The organism is Ramlibacter sp., from assembly GCF_035706265.1.
Classification (GTDB): domain Bacteria; phylum Pseudomonadota; class Gammaproteobacteria; order Burkholderiales; family Burkholderiaceae_C; genus Ramlibacter.
Window position 1 is genome coordinate 1 of sequence record NZ_DASSVG010000544.1, and the last position, 13,311, is coordinate 13,311.

A 13,311-nucleotide genomic window follows, 5' to 3' on the forward strand; every position below is an offset into this window, starting at 1 on the left:
CGACCCCGTCACGCGCAGCGTGCAGCGCCAGGGCGCGCCGGTGGAGCTGACCAGCACCGAGTTCGAGTTGCTGCTGCTGCTTGCGAGGCAGCCGGGCAAGGTGTTCGGCCGCGACGAGATCCTCAACCTGCTGCGCGGGCACGAAGCCGATCTCTACACGCGGGCGGTCGACATCCTGGTGAGCCGGCTGCGGCGCAAGCTGGAGCCGCTGGCCGCGATCAAGACGCTGCGCAATGCCGGGTACGCGCTGGCGCTGCGTCCCTCGGCGGAGGCGGTGCATGGATGACGCGGCCGCGCTTCCCGCGCCGCCCGCGGCCGGCTGGCACCGGCGCGCGCACCGGCGGCTGCGCCATTCGCTGCGCGCGCGGCTGGTGCTGCTGTTCCTGCTGCTGGCGCTGGGCATCACGGCGGCCTTCGTGGCCGGCATGCAGGCGGCGCTGGGGCAGGGCTGGCGCGGCGCCGTGCGGCCGCTGCTCGCGGACTACGTCGATCGGCTGGTGGCCGAGATCGGCTCGCCGCCCAGCGTGCAGCGCGCGCAGGCCATTGCGGCGCGCCTGCCCGTCACGATCGCGATCGACGGCCCCGCGCTGCACTGGCGCAGCCATCCCGAAGCTGGGACGGAACTGCATTCCCATTGGGCGGACCGCGAGGACAGCCTGCTGACCCGCACGACGGCCGACGGCCACCGCATCGCCTTCGGCCTGAGCGTGCGGCCCTGGCAGGAGCGGCCGCGCCGCATCGGCTGGTTCACGCTGGCGGCGGTGCTGCTGTTCACGGCGGTGGCCTACCGTGCCGTGCGTCGCCTGCTGCGGCCGCTGGAGGATATCCGCGCCGGCGCGCAGCGCTTCGGCCGCGGCACGTTCGGCGAGCCGATCCCGGTGCGCCGCCGCGACGAACTGGGTGACCTGGCCGCCGACGTCAACGCGATGGCGGCGAGCATCCACCAGATGCTGGAAGCCAAGCGCGCGCTGCTGCTGGCCATCAGCCACGAGCTGCGCAGTCCGCTCACGCGCGCGCGGCTGCACACCGAGCTGCTGCCGGAGGCGGGCGAGGGCGGCGCGCGGCGGGCGGCGCTGCTGCGCGAGCTGCAGGAGATGGCCGACCTGGTGACCGACCTGCTCGAAAGCGAGCGCCTCGGGCAGGGCCATGCGGCCTTGCAGCGCGAGCCGACGGACATCGCCGCGTTCGTGCGCGAGGTGCTGCAGGATGCGCCGGTGGAGATCGAGGCCGATGCGGCGCTGGCGAGCTTGCAGCTCGATCGCGCCCGCATGCGGCTGCTGCTGCGCAACCTGGTCGACAACGCGCGCCGGCACGGCGGCGCGGCGCGCGAACCGCTGGTGCGGATCGCCGCGCGTGAAGGCGAAGTCGTGCTCACCGTGCGCGACTTCGGGCCCGGCGTCGACGCGGGTGTGCTGCCCCAGCTGGCCGAGCCCTTCTTCCGCCCCGACGCCGCGCGCGAGCGCGCCACCGGCGGCGTCGGCCTGGGGCTCTACCTGTGCAAGCTGGTCGCCCAGGCCCACGGCGGCCGGCTCGTGCTGCGCAATGCGCAGCCGGGCCTGGCCGCCGACGTGCTGCTGCCCATCGCAAGGAGGACCGCATGATCCCCGCTCCCTCGCGCGCCGCCTGGCCGGCGCTGCCGCTCGCCGACTGGCAGGACACCCACGCCGCGCTGCACCGCTGGATGCAGGTGGTGGGCAAGCTGAAGCTGGCGAGCCTGCCCTGGACCAACCACTCCTGGCACGTCGCGATGGCGCTCACGGCGCGCGGCATCACGAGCGGGCCGTTGCCCTGCGGCGACCGCTTCTGGCAGGCCGAGTTCGACTTCATCGATCACGCGCTGAAGATCGCCGCCAGCGACGGCGGCACGGCGGCCGTGCCGCTGCAGCCGCAGTCGGTCGCGTCGTTCCACGAGCGCGTGCGCGAGGCGCTGCATTCGTTGGACATCCCGTGCGAGATCCGCACCCAGCCGAGCGAGATTGCCGACGCGGTGCCGTTCGAGCAGGACACGCAGGCGCGGCCCTACGACGCCGACGCGGCGCAGCGCTGGTGGCGCATCCTGCTGCAGGCCGACCGGGTGCTGCGCATCTTCCGCGCGCGCTTCCGCGGCAAGTGCAGCCCGGTGCACTTCTTCTGGGGCGCGATGGACCTGGCCGTCACGCGCTTCTCGGGCCGCGCCGCGCCGCCGCATCCGGGCGGTGCGCCGCACCTGGCGGACTGGGTGATGCGTGAAGCCTATTCGCACGAGGTGAGCAGCTGCGGCTTCTGGGCCGGCCCGGGTCTCGGTGAGCCGGCTTTCTATGCCTATGCCTATCCCGAGCCGGAGGGTTTCGCGCACTGGCCGGTGCAGCCGCCGGGCGCGTACTACAGCCACGAGCTGCGCGAGTTCGTCCTGCCCTACGAGCGCGTGCGCGAAGCGGCCGATCCGGACGCGACGCTGCTCGCCTTCCTGCAGTCCACCTACGAGGCCGCGGCCGAACGCGGCCATTGGGATCGTGCGGCGCTGGAGTGCTCGTTGCCGTAGCGACAATGGCAGCCATGGACGAGATCGAGGCGATCGAGCGTGCGACCCTGGCCGGGGTGCCGCCGCGCGCGCAGGAGAGCTGGAACGGATGGCTGCTGCCCTTCGACGACGGCACGGTGGGCCGCTGCCACAGCGCGGTTCCCTTGCGCCACGAGGCGCCGGAGCCGGGAACGCTGGCGGGCATCGAGCAGCGCTATGCCGGGGCCGGCCTCGCCACCGTGCTGCGCGTGCCGCAGCTGCCCGCATTCGCGCCGTTGCAGGCGCAATTGCGCGCGGCCGGCTATGTTGCGTACAAGCCGACCCTGCTGATGGTCGGGCGGGTCAGCGATCTGGCTGGCCCGGCGGAAAGCAGCGCCGCGGTCGAACTGAGTGACAGCGCCGCCGCCGACTGGGAGCAGGTCTTCCTCGGCGAGGGCTTCGACCCGGTGGACGGCGCGAGCCGCCTGGCCATCCTGCGCCGCGGGCGCGATTCCGTATTCGCCAGCGTGCGGCAGGAGGGACGTACGGTCGCGGTCGGAGCCGGGTGCTTCAGCCACGGCTGGTGCGGCGTGCACGGCATGCGCACGTTGCCGGCGTTCCGCGGCCGCGGCTTTGCCGGCGCGGTGCTCTCGGCGCTGGCGCGGCGGGCGCGCGAGCAGGGGATCGAGCGCTGTTTCCTGCAGGTGGAAGAAGGCAATGTGCCGGCGCGCTCGCTGTATGCACGTCGCGGCTTCGCGCCGGCTTGGGGGTATGCGTATTGGAAGAAAGCCGTGGGCGAGGGCGGTTCGTGACCCTGGCGCGGAGCGCGGTCTTCGCAGGCTGGTGCTGAGCCGCGCGAAGCCCAGCGATTGTTCGCGCACAAAGCTGGGCATCGCTCCGCTCAGCTTCCCCGGCCCGCGGGCCGGGCCAGCCTACTGGCCGGCGTCGCGTGCGGCCGGCGAGCGCCGCAGCCAGCGCTCGAGGGCATCGAACACCCACTGCGTCAGCAGCGCCAGCAGCGCCGCCGGTACCGCGCCGGCGAGCATGAAGGCGGTGTCGTTCACGGCCAGGCCGGCCACGATGCGTTCGCCGAGGCCGCCGGCGCCGATGAAGGTGGCGACGGTGGCGACGCCCACGTTGAGGACCGCGGCCGTCTTGATGCCCGCGAAGATCGTCGGCGCGGCCAGCGGCAGCTCGATGCTGCGCAGCACCTGCAGGTCGCGCAGGCCCAGCGCCAAGGCCGCCTGCCGCGTGCCCACTGGCAGCGAAGCGAGCCCCGCGTGCGTGTTGCGCACGATCGGCAGCAGCGCGTACACGAACAGCGCCAGCAGCGCCGGCACGAAGCCGATGGTGCCGACGATGGCGATCAGGAAGGCGAGCAGCGCCAGCGAGGGCACCGTCTGCACCATGCCCACCAGCGCCATCAGCGTGCCGCTCCAGCGCGGCTGCCGGTGCGCCAGCACGCCCAGCGGAACACCGACCGCGACGGCGACGGCGAGCGAGGCGAACACCAGCACCAGGTGCTCGCGCAGCAGGCGCGGCAGGTCGGGCGCGAACAGGCGCTGCAGGAAGCTCTGTCCGCGCGCGGGTGAGGTCGGCGCCGCCGGCCCCGATGCTGCGGGTGCGGGCCGCGCCTGCCCGCGCGCCAGGAACTCGCGCGCCACCGCCTCGAAGGACTTGCCGTCGATCTCCACCTCGCCGTTCAGGCCGCGCATCGCCTCGTCGTCGATGCGGCCGGCCAGTGCCGCGAGCGGGCGCTCGTCGACCGCGGCGCGCATCAGCAGCACCGCGTCGTACCGCGGGAAGAACGCGCGGTCGTCGCGCAGCACGCGCAGCTTCAGGCGCGCGATCTGGGCATCGGTGGTGTAGGCGTCGACCACGTCGACCTGCTTCGCAGCCAGGGCCTGGTAGGCGAGGCCGTGGTCGAGCCCGCTGCCGGGCGTGAAGCGCAGTCCGTAGGCGCGTTGCAGGGCCGGCCAGCCGTCGCCGCGCACCAGGAATTCGTGCGAGAGGCCGAAGCGAAGCGGCGCGTCGCTGCGCGCCAGGTCGGAGATCGTGGCGATGCCCAGCCGCTGCGCGTCGTCCTCGCGCATGGCCAGCGCGTAGCTGTTGTTGAAGCCGAGCGGCACGCCCACCTTCAGCCCGCGCGGGGCGAGCGCCGCATTCAGCTGCGCGAGCGAGGGCGCGCCGTCCTGCTTGAGCAGTTCGCGGACGATGGTGCCCGTGTACTCGGGATAGACGTCGATGCTGCCGTTCGCGAGCGCCTGCTCCATCACGGCGGTGTTGCCCAGCCCCTGCTTGTGCACCGCCGCCACCCCGCCGGCCGCGAGCGCCTGGCGCACGATCTCGCCGAGGATGTAGCTCTCGGTGAAGCGCTTGGAGCCGACGACGAGGGGATCGGCCGCGCGCGCCGGCGCCCACGCACCCGCCAGCGCGAGGAGCAGCAGGAGGAGGCGGAGGAACGTCATGGCTGCCGCGCAGTATGTCCGCATTCCGCGCGGGCTGCCTTGAAGTCGGCGCGTCCGGTCCCACAATGGGGACATCCGTGCCCTGACAATTCCGTCCATGACCCCGCTCCTGATCCTCCTGCTGCTGGTGATCGCGCTCGTGCTGTGGTGGCGCCGGCCGCGGCCGCTGCGCCCGCCGGTGCCGCCTTCGCCCTACGCGCGCGACGACGCCTTCGGGCGGCCCGATCCGGCCTGGGGCGCGGGCATGCCGCCGCCGCAGCAAGGGATGGGTTCCTCGATCGCGCGGGGCATGGCGACGGGCCTGGCGATCGGCGCCGGCGCCGCGATCGCGCAGGAGTTCGGGCGGCGTGCCTTCGAGCAGGGGCACGAAGGACAGGGGCACGCAGGGCAGGCGCCGGGCCACGCCGCGGAGCCCACGGCGCCGCACGCGGACCAGAGCCACTCGCCACTCGCGCACGATGCGGGCATCGATGCGTTCGATCCGGCGGCGGACCCGCAGGGCTTCGGCGACTTCGGCTGGGACGATGCCGGCGGATTCGACGGCGGCGACTGGAATTCGTAGGCTGCCGCCTCTTCGCGCCTACCCCACCAACGCCGCCGACTTCACCTGCGCCCACACCGGGTCGCCGACGGCCAGCTTGAGCTGGTGCACCGCCCGCGCGGTGACGCGCGCCAGCAGCAGCGTGCTGCCGCAGGCGAGCTGCACCGTCACTTGCGAGGGATGGCCGGCCGGCGCGATGGCGCGCACCTGGCAGGGCAGCACGTTCTGGATGCTGCTGCCATGCGGCGGTTCGCGCACGACGCTCACGTCGCGGGCCAGCACGCGCACCCGCACGGCACGGCCGGCGATCAGGCCGGAATCGGCGACCCAGAGGCTGCCGCCCGGAAACACCACGTGGGCGAGGTGCCAGCGCGCGTCGATCTCTTCCACCTCGCCTTCGAGCAGGGCCGCGGCCTCGTCGCCCGCGAGCAGGGGCAGATCGACCCGCGCCAGCGTTTCGGCCAGCGGCCCCGCGGCGAGGCAGCGGCCGGACTCCATCAGCACCAGGTAGCTGGCCAGCCGCGCCACCTCGTCGGCCGCGTGCGTCACATACAGCATCGGCACGTGCAGCTCGTCGCGCAGGCGCTCCAGCCAGGGCAGGATTTCCCGCCGCCGCGCGACGTCCACCGCGGCCAGTGGTTCGTCCAGCAGCAGCAGGCGGGGCCGCGTGGCCAGCGCGCGGGCGATGGCGACGCGCTGGCGCTCGCCGCCGGAGAGCTGGTGGGGCCGGCGCGCCAGCAGGTGGCCGATGTCCAGCATCGAGAGCAGGGCGGGCAGCTCGAAGCCGCGGTCCCTGCCGTTGCCGTTCTCGCCGCCCTTGCGGCGCTGGAGCGCGAACTCCAGGTTGCCGCGCACGTCCAGGTGGTCGAACAGGCTCGCTTCCTGGAACACGTAGCCCAGGGGACGGCGCCACGGCGGCAGGAACACGCCCTCGATGCTGTCCTGCCAGACCTGCCCCTGCACGGAAATGCGGGCCGCACGCGGACGCTCCAGCCCCGCCACGCAGCGCAGCAGCGTCGTCTTGCCGCAGCCCGAAGGGCCGAACACCGCCGTGATGCCGCGCGGCGGCAGCTCCAGGTCCATGTCCAGGGTGAAGCCGGGGCGCGCCAGCTCCGCCCGAATGAAAATCGGCGCGGTCACCCGAGCAGCCTCGTGCTGCGCCGGTTCAGGCGCGCCAGCGCCAGCAGCACGGCGAAGGAGAACAGCACCATGCCAGCCGAGAGCCAGTGCGCCTGCGCGTATTCCAGCGCCTCGACGTGGCCGTAGATCTGCGTCGACACCACGCGGGTCTGCAGCGGGATGTTGCCGCCGATCATCAGCACGACGCCGAACTCGCCGATGGTGTGCGCGAAGGTGAGCACCGCGGCCTGCACGATGCCGCCGCGGGCCAGCGGCAGCACCACGTGGAAGAAGGTGTCCAGCGGCGAGGCGCGCAGCGTGGCCGCCGCCTCCAGCGGCCGCCGTCCTACCGCCTCGAAGGCGGATTGCAGCGGCTGCACGGCGAAGGGCAGCGAGTACAGCATCGATCCGAGCAGCAGCCCGCCGAAGGTGAAGGGCAGCAGCCCGATGCCGAGCGCCTCGGTGAGCCGGCCGCCCCAGCCCTGCGGCCCGAAGGCCACCAGCAGGTAGAAGCCCAGCACCGTGGGCGGCAGAACCAGCGGCAGGGCGACGCAGGCCGCCACCGGCGCGCGCAGGCGCGAGCGGGTGCGGGCCAGCCACCAGGCGAGCGGCGTCGCGAGGGCGAGCAGCAGCACCGTGGTCGATGCCGCGAGCTTCAGCGTGAGCCAGATCGCCAGCAGGTCGTCGCGAGCGATGGGCATCCGTCGCCGGTTCTCAGTGCCTGTCGAACTCGTAGCCGTAGCCGCGCAGGATGGCGCGGGCCGGCTCGCTCTTGAGGTAGTCCATCAGGGCGAGCGCGGCAGGGTTGTTGCGCCCGCCGTTGAGGAGCACGGCCTCCTGCTTCAACGGAAGGTGGTAGTCCAGCGGCACGATCCAGCCGGAGCCGCGCACGATGCGGCCCTCGCTCATCACCTGCGACAGCGCGACGAAGCCGAGCGACGCGTTGCCGGTGGCGACGTACTGGAAGACCTGGCCGACGCTTTCGCCGTGCACCAGCGACGGCTGCCAGGCCGGGAGCACCTTCAGGCGCGCCAGGGTCTGGACCGCCGCCTCGCCGTAGGGTGCCAGGCGCGGATCGGCGATGGCCAGTCGGCCGTGCGGCGGCTTCTTGAGGATGTCGCCGTGCGGATCCACCCGGTGCGGATCCAGGCTCCACAGCACCAGCCGGCCGATCGCGTAGGTGAAGCGGCCGCCCGGCGCGGCCAGGCCTTCGCGCTCCAGCCGCTCGGGGATGTCGTCGGCGGCGGCGAGCAGCATGTCGAAGGGCGCGCCGCCGCGCAGTTGCGCGTAGAAGCGCCCCGTGGAACCCATCGAGGGCACCACCTCGTGGCCGGTGGCCCGCTCGAAATCGAGCGCCAGCCGCTGCATGGGCGCGGCCATGCTGGCCGCCACGGCCACGCGCACCTGCGCGGCCTGCAGGGCCCCGGCGGCGAGCAGGGTAGCGGCGAAGGTGAAGGCGCGGGCGAGGAGAGCCATGGTCGAGCTACAGAAGCCGAGTATATGGACCATGAACGTTTTTGCCTCTCACCCATTCCCGCGATGCGCGGCGGGCCGGGTAAACACTCAGTTCCGCTCGGCGGCCTTCTGCGCCAGCTTGCGGTAGACGGTGGCGCGGCTGATGCCCAGTGCGCGCGCCGCTTCCATCACGTTGCCGCGGGCGTCGTTCACGGCCTTGCGGATCAATGCGATCTCCACGTCGCGCAGGGGCAGGCGCGCGCCGCCGGCGCGCGCGCCGCCGGCGGGCTGCGCCAGGCAGGCGAGCCGCAGGCCGGACCACAGGGGCACTTCCACCGGCGTGTGCTCGCTGGCGCGGGCCAGGTCGTACAGCGGCTCCCAGGGCTGGGCGAACAGTTCGCTGCAGTGCACCGGGCCGTGCGCCGCCTGCGCCAGGCCGGCGAGCAGCTGGCGCGCCGCGCCGTTGCTGCCGGTCACCCAGCCGTCGCGGTCGAGGCAGACGATGCCGTCGTCGTCGTCTCCCAGCAGGCGGCCGGGCCAGTTCAGGCGCAGCACCAGCTTGTGCGGGCGCGACAGGGCGAGCGCGTTCTCGATGCTGCGGGCCGACTGCGCCACCAGGTGCTTCAGCTCGGGCCGCTCCGCCGCGTCGATGCCGGTCAGGTCCAGCATGCCGACGCAGTGGCCGTCGGGGCCGAAGAGCGGCGCGCCGGCGCAGCTGTAACAGCTGGTGTCCTCGAAGAAGTGCTCGCCGCGGTGCAGCCACACCGGCTGCAGCTCGGACAGCGCCGCGCCGATGGCGGTGGTGCCGACCGCGCGCTCCGACAGATCGGCGCCGATGCGCGCGATCACTTGCGCGCGCGGGTCGCCCAGGTCGATGGGACCGTGGGCATCGACCACCATGCCCTCGTCGTTGGTCAGCACGGCGAAGTAGCGCGTGCTCGCGATTGCACGGCCGAGCTGTTCGAGCACCGGGCGCGCCGCGGCCACCAGGGTGTGGTTCGCTTCCTCGACCCGCCGCATGTGCTGCTGCGACACGAGGTCGAAGCCCACGCGGTCCTGCGGGCGCTGGCCGCTTTGCAGGCAGCGGCGCCACGAGCGCTCGATCCACGCGCGTTCGTACCACGCATGGACGAGCACGTCCGTCAGCGCGCGGCCTTCCTCCAGCACCGCCCGGCGCACGCGCTCGATCTGCTGCAGCCGCTCGTGGGCGGCCGTGGTCCCGGCAACGTTCATGGAGCCGCTCCTGGGTTTGTCTCCGCGGGTCAGTCTCCGGGCGTTGCCTGACGGCAATCTGTCCGGGCCTGTTCCATTTTGAGAATTTCGTTCGAGTGTCCATGGAACCTAGGGTTTCGCCTAGCGAGTGCCCCCGGCTGGAATTCAACAATGCCCTTCCCCGGAGTTCCTTCTCAGGAGACAAAAGACATGCTGGTTTCATTCAAAGTCAACGGGAAGGCCGCGTCGTTGGACGTCGCGCCGAACACCCTCCTGGTCACCGCGATCCGAGAGCACCTGCACCTCACCGGCACGCACGTGGGTTGCGACACGGCGCAGTGCGGCGCCTGCACGGTGATCGTGAACGGCCGTGCCATCAAGTCGTGCAACACGCTGGCGCTGCAGCATCCCGGCGCCGAGATCACCACCATCGAAGGCCTCGCGCAGGCGGACGGCACGCTGCATCCCATGCAGGCCGCGTTCAAGGAATGCCATGGCCTGCAGTGCGGCTTCTGCACGCCCGGCATGGTGATGAGCGCGATCGACCTGTGCCAGCGCACGCCCAACGCGAGCGAGGAACAGATCCGCGAACAGCTCGACGGCAACCTGTGCCGCTGCACTGGCTACCAGAACATCGTCAAGGCCGTCCAGCAGGGCCAGGCGGCGATGAAGGGTTGAGCGTTCGGCGTTCCACGTTCGGCGTGGAATGCCTTTCTCGCTCGACGCTCAACGCTCAACGCTCAACCTTCAACGTTTACCGGAGACACGCCATGGGTGCATCCGATTTCGCCAAGCTGCCGCACATCGGCGAAGCCGTCCGCCGCAAGGAGGACTACCGCTTCCTCACCGGCTCGGGCCAGTACACCGACGACATCAACCTGCCGGGCCAGCGCTACGCCGTGTTCGTGCGCTCGCCGCATGCGCACGCCACCATCAAGGGCATCGACACCTCGCGCGCCGCGGCCATGCCCGGCGTCGCCAGGGTCTTCACCGGCCAGGATCTCGTGGGCAAGGTCAACGGCCTGCCCTGCGGCTGGCTGATCACCAGCACCGACGGCACGCCGATGAAGGAGCCACCGCATCCCGTGCTGGCGCAGGGCAAGGTGCGCTACGTCGGCGACCACGTCGCGCTGGTCGTGGCCGACACGCTGGAACAGGCCCGCGATGCGGCCGAGGCGGTGGAGGTCGACTACGACGTGCTGCCCGCCGTGGTGGACGTGCGCGAGGCGGCCACGGCCACGCCGCTGCACGACATCGCCCCCGACAACCGCTGCTACAAGTGGGCCATCGGTGACAAGAGCGCCGTGGACGCCGTGTTCGCCAAGGCGCAGCACGTGACGAAGCTCGATCTGGTCAACAACCGGCTGGTGCCCAACGCGATGGAGCCGCGCTCGGTGGTGGCGCAGTTCAACCGCGCCACCGACGAATACACGCTCTACGTCGCCAACCAGAACCCGCACGTCGAGCGCCTGCTGATGACGGCCTTCGTGCTGGGCCTGCCCGAGCACAAGGTGCGCGTGATCGCGCCCGACGTCGGCGGCGGCTTCGGCTCCAAGATCTACCTCTATGCCGAGGACGTGGCGCTGACCTGGGCCTCCAGGCAGCTCAATTGCCCGCTCAAGTGGACGGCCGACCGCGCCGAGGCCTTCGTCTCCGATGCGCACGGGCGCGACCACGTCACGCACGCCGAGCTGGCGCTGGACAGCCAGGGCAAGTTCCTCGCCCTGCGCGTGCACACCGATGCCAACCTGGGTGCCTACCTCTCCACCTTCGCGAGCGCGGTGCCGACCATCCTCTACGCCACGCTGCTGGCCGGCCAGTACACCACGCCGCAGATCTACGTGGAGGTGGACGCCTGGTTCACCAACACCACGCCGGTCGATGCCTACCGCGGCGCCGGCCGCCCCGAGGCGACCTACGTGCTCGAGCGCCTCGCCTCGCGCGCGGCCTGGGAGCTGGGCCTGCCGCAGGACGAGATCCGCGAGCGCAACTTCATCAGCCAGTTCCCGTACCAGACGCCCGTCGCGCTGCAGTACGACACCGGTGACTACCACGGGGCCCTCTTCAAGGCCAACGCGCTGGCCGACGTGAAGGGCTTCGAGCAGCGCCGCAAGGCGAGCGAAGCCAAGGGCCTGAAGCGCGGCATCGGCTACAGCAGCTACATCGAAGCCTGCGGCATCGCGCCCTCGAACATCGCGGGCGCGCTCGGTGCGCGGGCCGGCCTGTTCGAGTGCGGCGAGGTGCGCGTGCACCCGACCGGCAGCGTCACGGTGTTCACCGGCGCGCACAGCCACGGCCAGGGCCACGAGACCACCTTCGCGCAGGTGGTGGCGGCGCGGCTGGGCATCCCGGTGGAGAACGTGGACGTGGTGCACGGCGACACCGGCCGCATCCCCTGCGGCATGGGCACCTTCGGGTCGCGCTCGATCTCGGTGGGCGGCGCCGCCATCATGAAGGCGCTGGACAAGATCGAGGCCAAGGCCAAGAAGATCGCGGCGCACCTGATGGAAGCGGGCGACGGCGACGTGGAGTTCGCCGACGGCGAGTTCCGCGTCAAGGGCACCGACAAGAAGGTGACCTTCGGGCAGGTGGCACTGACGGCCTACGTGCCGCACAACTACCCGCTCGACAAGCTGGAGCCGGGCCTGAACGAGACCGCGTTCTACGACCCGACCAACTTCACCTTCCCGGCCGGCACCTACATCTGCGAGGTGGAGGTCGATCCGGCCACCGGCCAGGTGCGCCTCGACCGCTTCACGGCGGTGGACGACTTCGGCACCATCATCAACCCGATGATCGTCGAGGGCCAGGTGCACGGCGGGCTGGTGCAGGGCATCGGCCAGGCGCTGCTGGAACAGTGCGTGTACGACAAGGACACGGGCCAGCTGATGACCGGCTCGTTCATGGACTACACGATGCCGCGCGCCGACGACTTCCCCAGCTTCACGCTGGACACGGTCTGCACGCCCTGCACGCACAACCCGCTGGGCACCAAGGGCTGCGGCGAGGCGGGCGCCATCGGCTCGCCGCCGGCGGTGATGAACGCTGTGCTCGACGCGCTGCGCGACCTCGGCGTGAAGGACCTCGACATGCCCGCCACGCCGCGCCGCGTGTGGGAAGCGATCCAGGCCGCGAAGCCCTGAAGAACACGAAGGAGACCTCATATGTACGCATTCACCTTCGAACGTCCCGCCTCGCTGGCCGATGCGCAGCGGGCGGCGCAGGCCGGCGGCGCCAAGGTGCTGGCCGGCGGCCAGACCCTGCTGGCCTCGATGAAGCTGCGGCTGGCCAATCCGGAGCTGCTGGTCGACCTGGGCGGGATCGCCGAACTGGCCGGGATCCGCCGCGAGGGCAACGACATCGTGATCGGCGCCATGACGCGGCATGCCGACGTGGCGGCGAGCAGCGAAGTGCAGTCGGCGATCCCCGCGCTGGCCGAACTGGCCGGCACCATCGGCGATCGCCAGGTGCGCGCGCTCGGCACCCTCGGCGGCTCCGTGGCCAACAACGACCCGGCGGCGGACTATCCGGCGGCGGTGCTGGGGCTGAACGCCACGGTGCAGACCGCGCAGCGCAGCATCGCGGCCGACGACTTCTTCCAGGGCCTGTTCACCACGGCGCTGCAGGAGGGCGAGCTGATCACGGCGGTGCGCTTCCCGATCCCGAAGAAGGCAGCCTATGTGAAGTTCCGGCAGCCGGCCTCGCGCTTCGCCCTGCTCGGCGTCTTCGTGGCGCAGACCGATGGCGGCGTGCGGGTCGCGGTCACCGGCGGCGGCAGCGGCGTGTTCCGCCACCAGGGGCTGGAGCAGGCGCTGGCGAAGAACTTCACCCAGGCCGCGGCGGCAGCGGTGAAGATCGACGCCAGCGAGCTCTCGAGCGACCTGCACGGCAGCGCGGAATACCGGGCCAACCTGGTGTCGGTGCTGACGCAGCGGGCGGTCGCGAAACTGGGCGGCTAGTCCGGACTTCTCCCTCTCCCCTCGGGGAGAGGGTAGGGTGAGGGGGAGCACGGCGCACACCCTCACCCCAGCCCTCTC

Annotated in this window: 13 protein-coding genes; 8 read left to right on the forward strand and 5 right to left on the reverse strand. The window is 71.9% G+C overall.

Annotation, left to right across the window (positions count from 1 at the left end):
- From VFM98_RS19410 to VFM98_RS19425, 4 genes are all read left to right on the forward strand, one after another.
- Positions 1-286, forward strand: a 286-nt coding sequence (locus VFM98_RS19410) for a winged helix-turn-helix domain-containing protein (protein WP_325111538.1), incomplete at its 5' end; no start/stop codon positions are given.
- Complete coding sequence (locus VFM98_RS19415; RefSeq protein ID WP_325111539.1) at positions 279-1,601, forward strand: HAMP domain-containing sensor histidine kinase; 1,323 nt, start codon at positions 279-281, stop codon at positions 1,599-1,601. The genes VFM98_RS19410 and VFM98_RS19415, both read left to right, overlap by 8 nt.
- Positions 1,598-2,521 (forward strand): DUF5996 family protein, encoded by a 924-nt coding sequence (locus VFM98_RS19420; RefSeq protein WP_325111540.1) that lies wholly within the window; start codon positions 1,598-1,600, stop codon positions 2,519-2,521. The genes VFM98_RS19415 and VFM98_RS19420 overlap by 4 nt, the downstream gene beginning before the upstream one ends.
- Before the next feature lie 14 nt (positions 2,522-2,535).
- Entirely contained in the window at positions 2,536-3,291 is a 756-nt protein-coding gene (locus VFM98_RS19425; protein ID WP_325111541.1) for a GNAT family N-acetyltransferase, read from the forward strand.
- A gap of 120 nt (positions 3,292-3,411) precedes the next feature.
- On the opposite strand, the gene VFM98_RS19430 is transcribed toward VFM98_RS19425, so the two are convergent.
- Positions 3,412-4,947: a glycine betaine ABC transporter substrate-binding protein gene (locus VFM98_RS19430; RefSeq protein ID WP_325111542.1), complete on the reverse strand. Its 1,536-nt coding sequence runs from the start codon at positions 4,945-4,947 to the stop codon at positions 3,412-3,414.
- A gap of 97 nt (positions 4,948-5,044) precedes the next feature.
- On the opposite strand from VFM98_RS19430, the gene VFM98_RS19435 reads away from it, so the two are divergent.
- Positions 5,045-5,509 carry a hypothetical protein gene (locus VFM98_RS19435; RefSeq protein ID WP_325111543.1) on the forward strand — a complete coding sequence of 155 codons (465 nt, stop codon included), beginning with the start codon at positions 5,045-5,047 and terminating at the stop codon, positions 5,507-5,509.
- 18 nt (positions 5,510-5,527) lie between these two features.
- Here VFM98_RS19435 and modC read toward each other — a convergent pair whose 3' ends face one another.
- The 4 genes from modC to VFM98_RS19455 all read right to left on the reverse strand — a co-directional run bounded on the left by modC (position 5,528) and on the right by VFM98_RS19455 (position 9,295).
- Positions 5,528-6,628 carry a molybdenum ABC transporter ATP-binding protein gene (modC, locus tag VFM98_RS19440; RefSeq protein ID WP_325111544.1) on the reverse strand — a complete coding sequence of 367 codons (1,101 nt, stop codon included), beginning with the start codon at positions 6,626-6,628 and terminating at the stop codon, positions 5,528-5,530.
- Positions 6,625-7,308, reverse strand: a complete 684-nt coding sequence (gene modB / locus VFM98_RS19445; RefSeq protein ID WP_325111545.1) for a molybdate ABC transporter permease subunit — start codon at positions 7,306-7,308, stop codon at positions 6,625-6,627. The genes modC and modB overlap by 4 nt, the downstream gene beginning before the upstream one ends.
- A gap of 13 nt (positions 7,309-7,321) precedes the next feature.
- Positions 7,322-8,083 (reverse strand): molybdate ABC transporter substrate-binding protein, encoded by a 762-nt coding sequence (gene modA, locus VFM98_RS19450; RefSeq protein ID WP_325111546.1) that lies wholly within the window; start codon positions 8,081-8,083, stop codon positions 7,322-7,324.
- 87 nt (positions 8,084-8,170) lie between these two features.
- Positions 8,171-9,295: a sigma-54-dependent Fis family transcriptional regulator gene (locus tag VFM98_RS19455; RefSeq protein ID WP_325111547.1), complete on the reverse strand. Its 1,125-nt coding sequence runs from the start codon at positions 9,293-9,295 to the stop codon at positions 8,171-8,173.
- 189 nt (positions 9,296-9,484) lie between these two features.
- On the opposite strand from VFM98_RS19455, the gene VFM98_RS19460 reads away from it, so the two are divergent.
- The 3 genes from VFM98_RS19460 (at position 9,485) to VFM98_RS19470 (ending at position 13,233) form a co-directional block, all read left to right on the forward strand.
- Positions 9,485-9,952 (forward strand): (2Fe-2S)-binding protein, encoded by a 468-nt coding sequence (locus tag VFM98_RS19460; protein ID WP_325111548.1) that lies wholly within the window; start codon positions 9,485-9,487, stop codon positions 9,950-9,952.
- A 92-nt stretch (positions 9,953-10,044) separates the two neighbouring features.
- Positions 10,045-12,417 carry a xanthine dehydrogenase family protein molybdopterin-binding subunit gene (locus VFM98_RS19465; RefSeq protein ID WP_325111549.1) on the forward strand — a complete coding sequence of 791 codons (2,373 nt, stop codon included), beginning with the start codon at positions 10,045-10,047 and terminating at the stop codon, positions 12,415-12,417.
- A 21-nt stretch (positions 12,418-12,438) separates the two neighbouring features.
- The gene (locus VFM98_RS19470; protein ID WP_325111550.1) at positions 12,439-13,233 is read left to right on the forward strand and encodes a xanthine dehydrogenase family protein subunit M; all 795 of its coding nucleotides are present in this window, start codon (positions 12,439-12,441) and stop codon (positions 13,231-13,233) included.
- Positions 13,234-13,311 lie beyond the last annotated feature (78 nt).

Bases quoted from the DNA above. Each gene is read 5' to 3' on its own strand.
- VFM98_RS19470 (WP_325111550.1), top strand. From the start codon at position 12,439: ATGTACGCATTCACCTTCGAACGTCCCGCCTCGCTGGCCGATGCGCAG.
- VFM98_RS19455 (WP_325111547.1), bottom strand. From the start codon at position 9,295: ATGAACGTTGCCGGGACCACGGCCGCCCACGAGCGGCTGCAGCAGATC.
- VFM98_RS19425 (WP_325111541.1), top strand. From the start codon at position 2,536: ATGGACGAGATCGAGGCGATCGAGCGTGCGACCCTGGCCGGGGTGCCG.
- VFM98_RS19435 (WP_325111543.1), top strand. From the start codon at position 5,045: ATGACCCCGCTCCTGATCCTCCTGCTGCTGGTGATCGCGCTCGTGCTG.
- modB (WP_325111545.1), bottom strand. From the start codon at position 7,308: ATGCCCATCGCTCGCGACGACCTGCTGGCGATCTGGCTCACGCTGAAG.
- VFM98_RS19460 (WP_325111548.1), top strand. From the start codon at position 9,485: ATGCTGGTTTCATTCAAAGTCAACGGGAAGGCCGCGTCGTTGGACGTC.
- VFM98_RS19415 (WP_325111539.1), top strand. From the start codon at position 279: ATGGATGACGCGGCCGCGCTTCCCGCGCCGCCCGCGGCCGGCTGGCAC.
- VFM98_RS19430 (WP_325111542.1), bottom strand. From the start codon at position 4,947: ATGACGTTCCTCCGCCTCCTCCTGCTGCTCCTCGCGCTGGCGGGTGCG.
- VFM98_RS19420 (WP_325111540.1), top strand. From the start codon at position 1,598: ATGATCCCCGCTCCCTCGCGCGCCGCCTGGCCGGCGCTGCCGCTCGCC.
- VFM98_RS19465 (WP_325111549.1), top strand. From the start codon at position 10,045: ATGGGTGCATCCGATTTCGCCAAGCTGCCGCACATCGGCGAAGCCGTC.
- modA (WP_325111546.1), bottom strand. From the start codon at position 8,083: ATGGCTCTCCTCGCCCGCGCCTTCACCTTCGCCGCTACCCTGCTCGCC.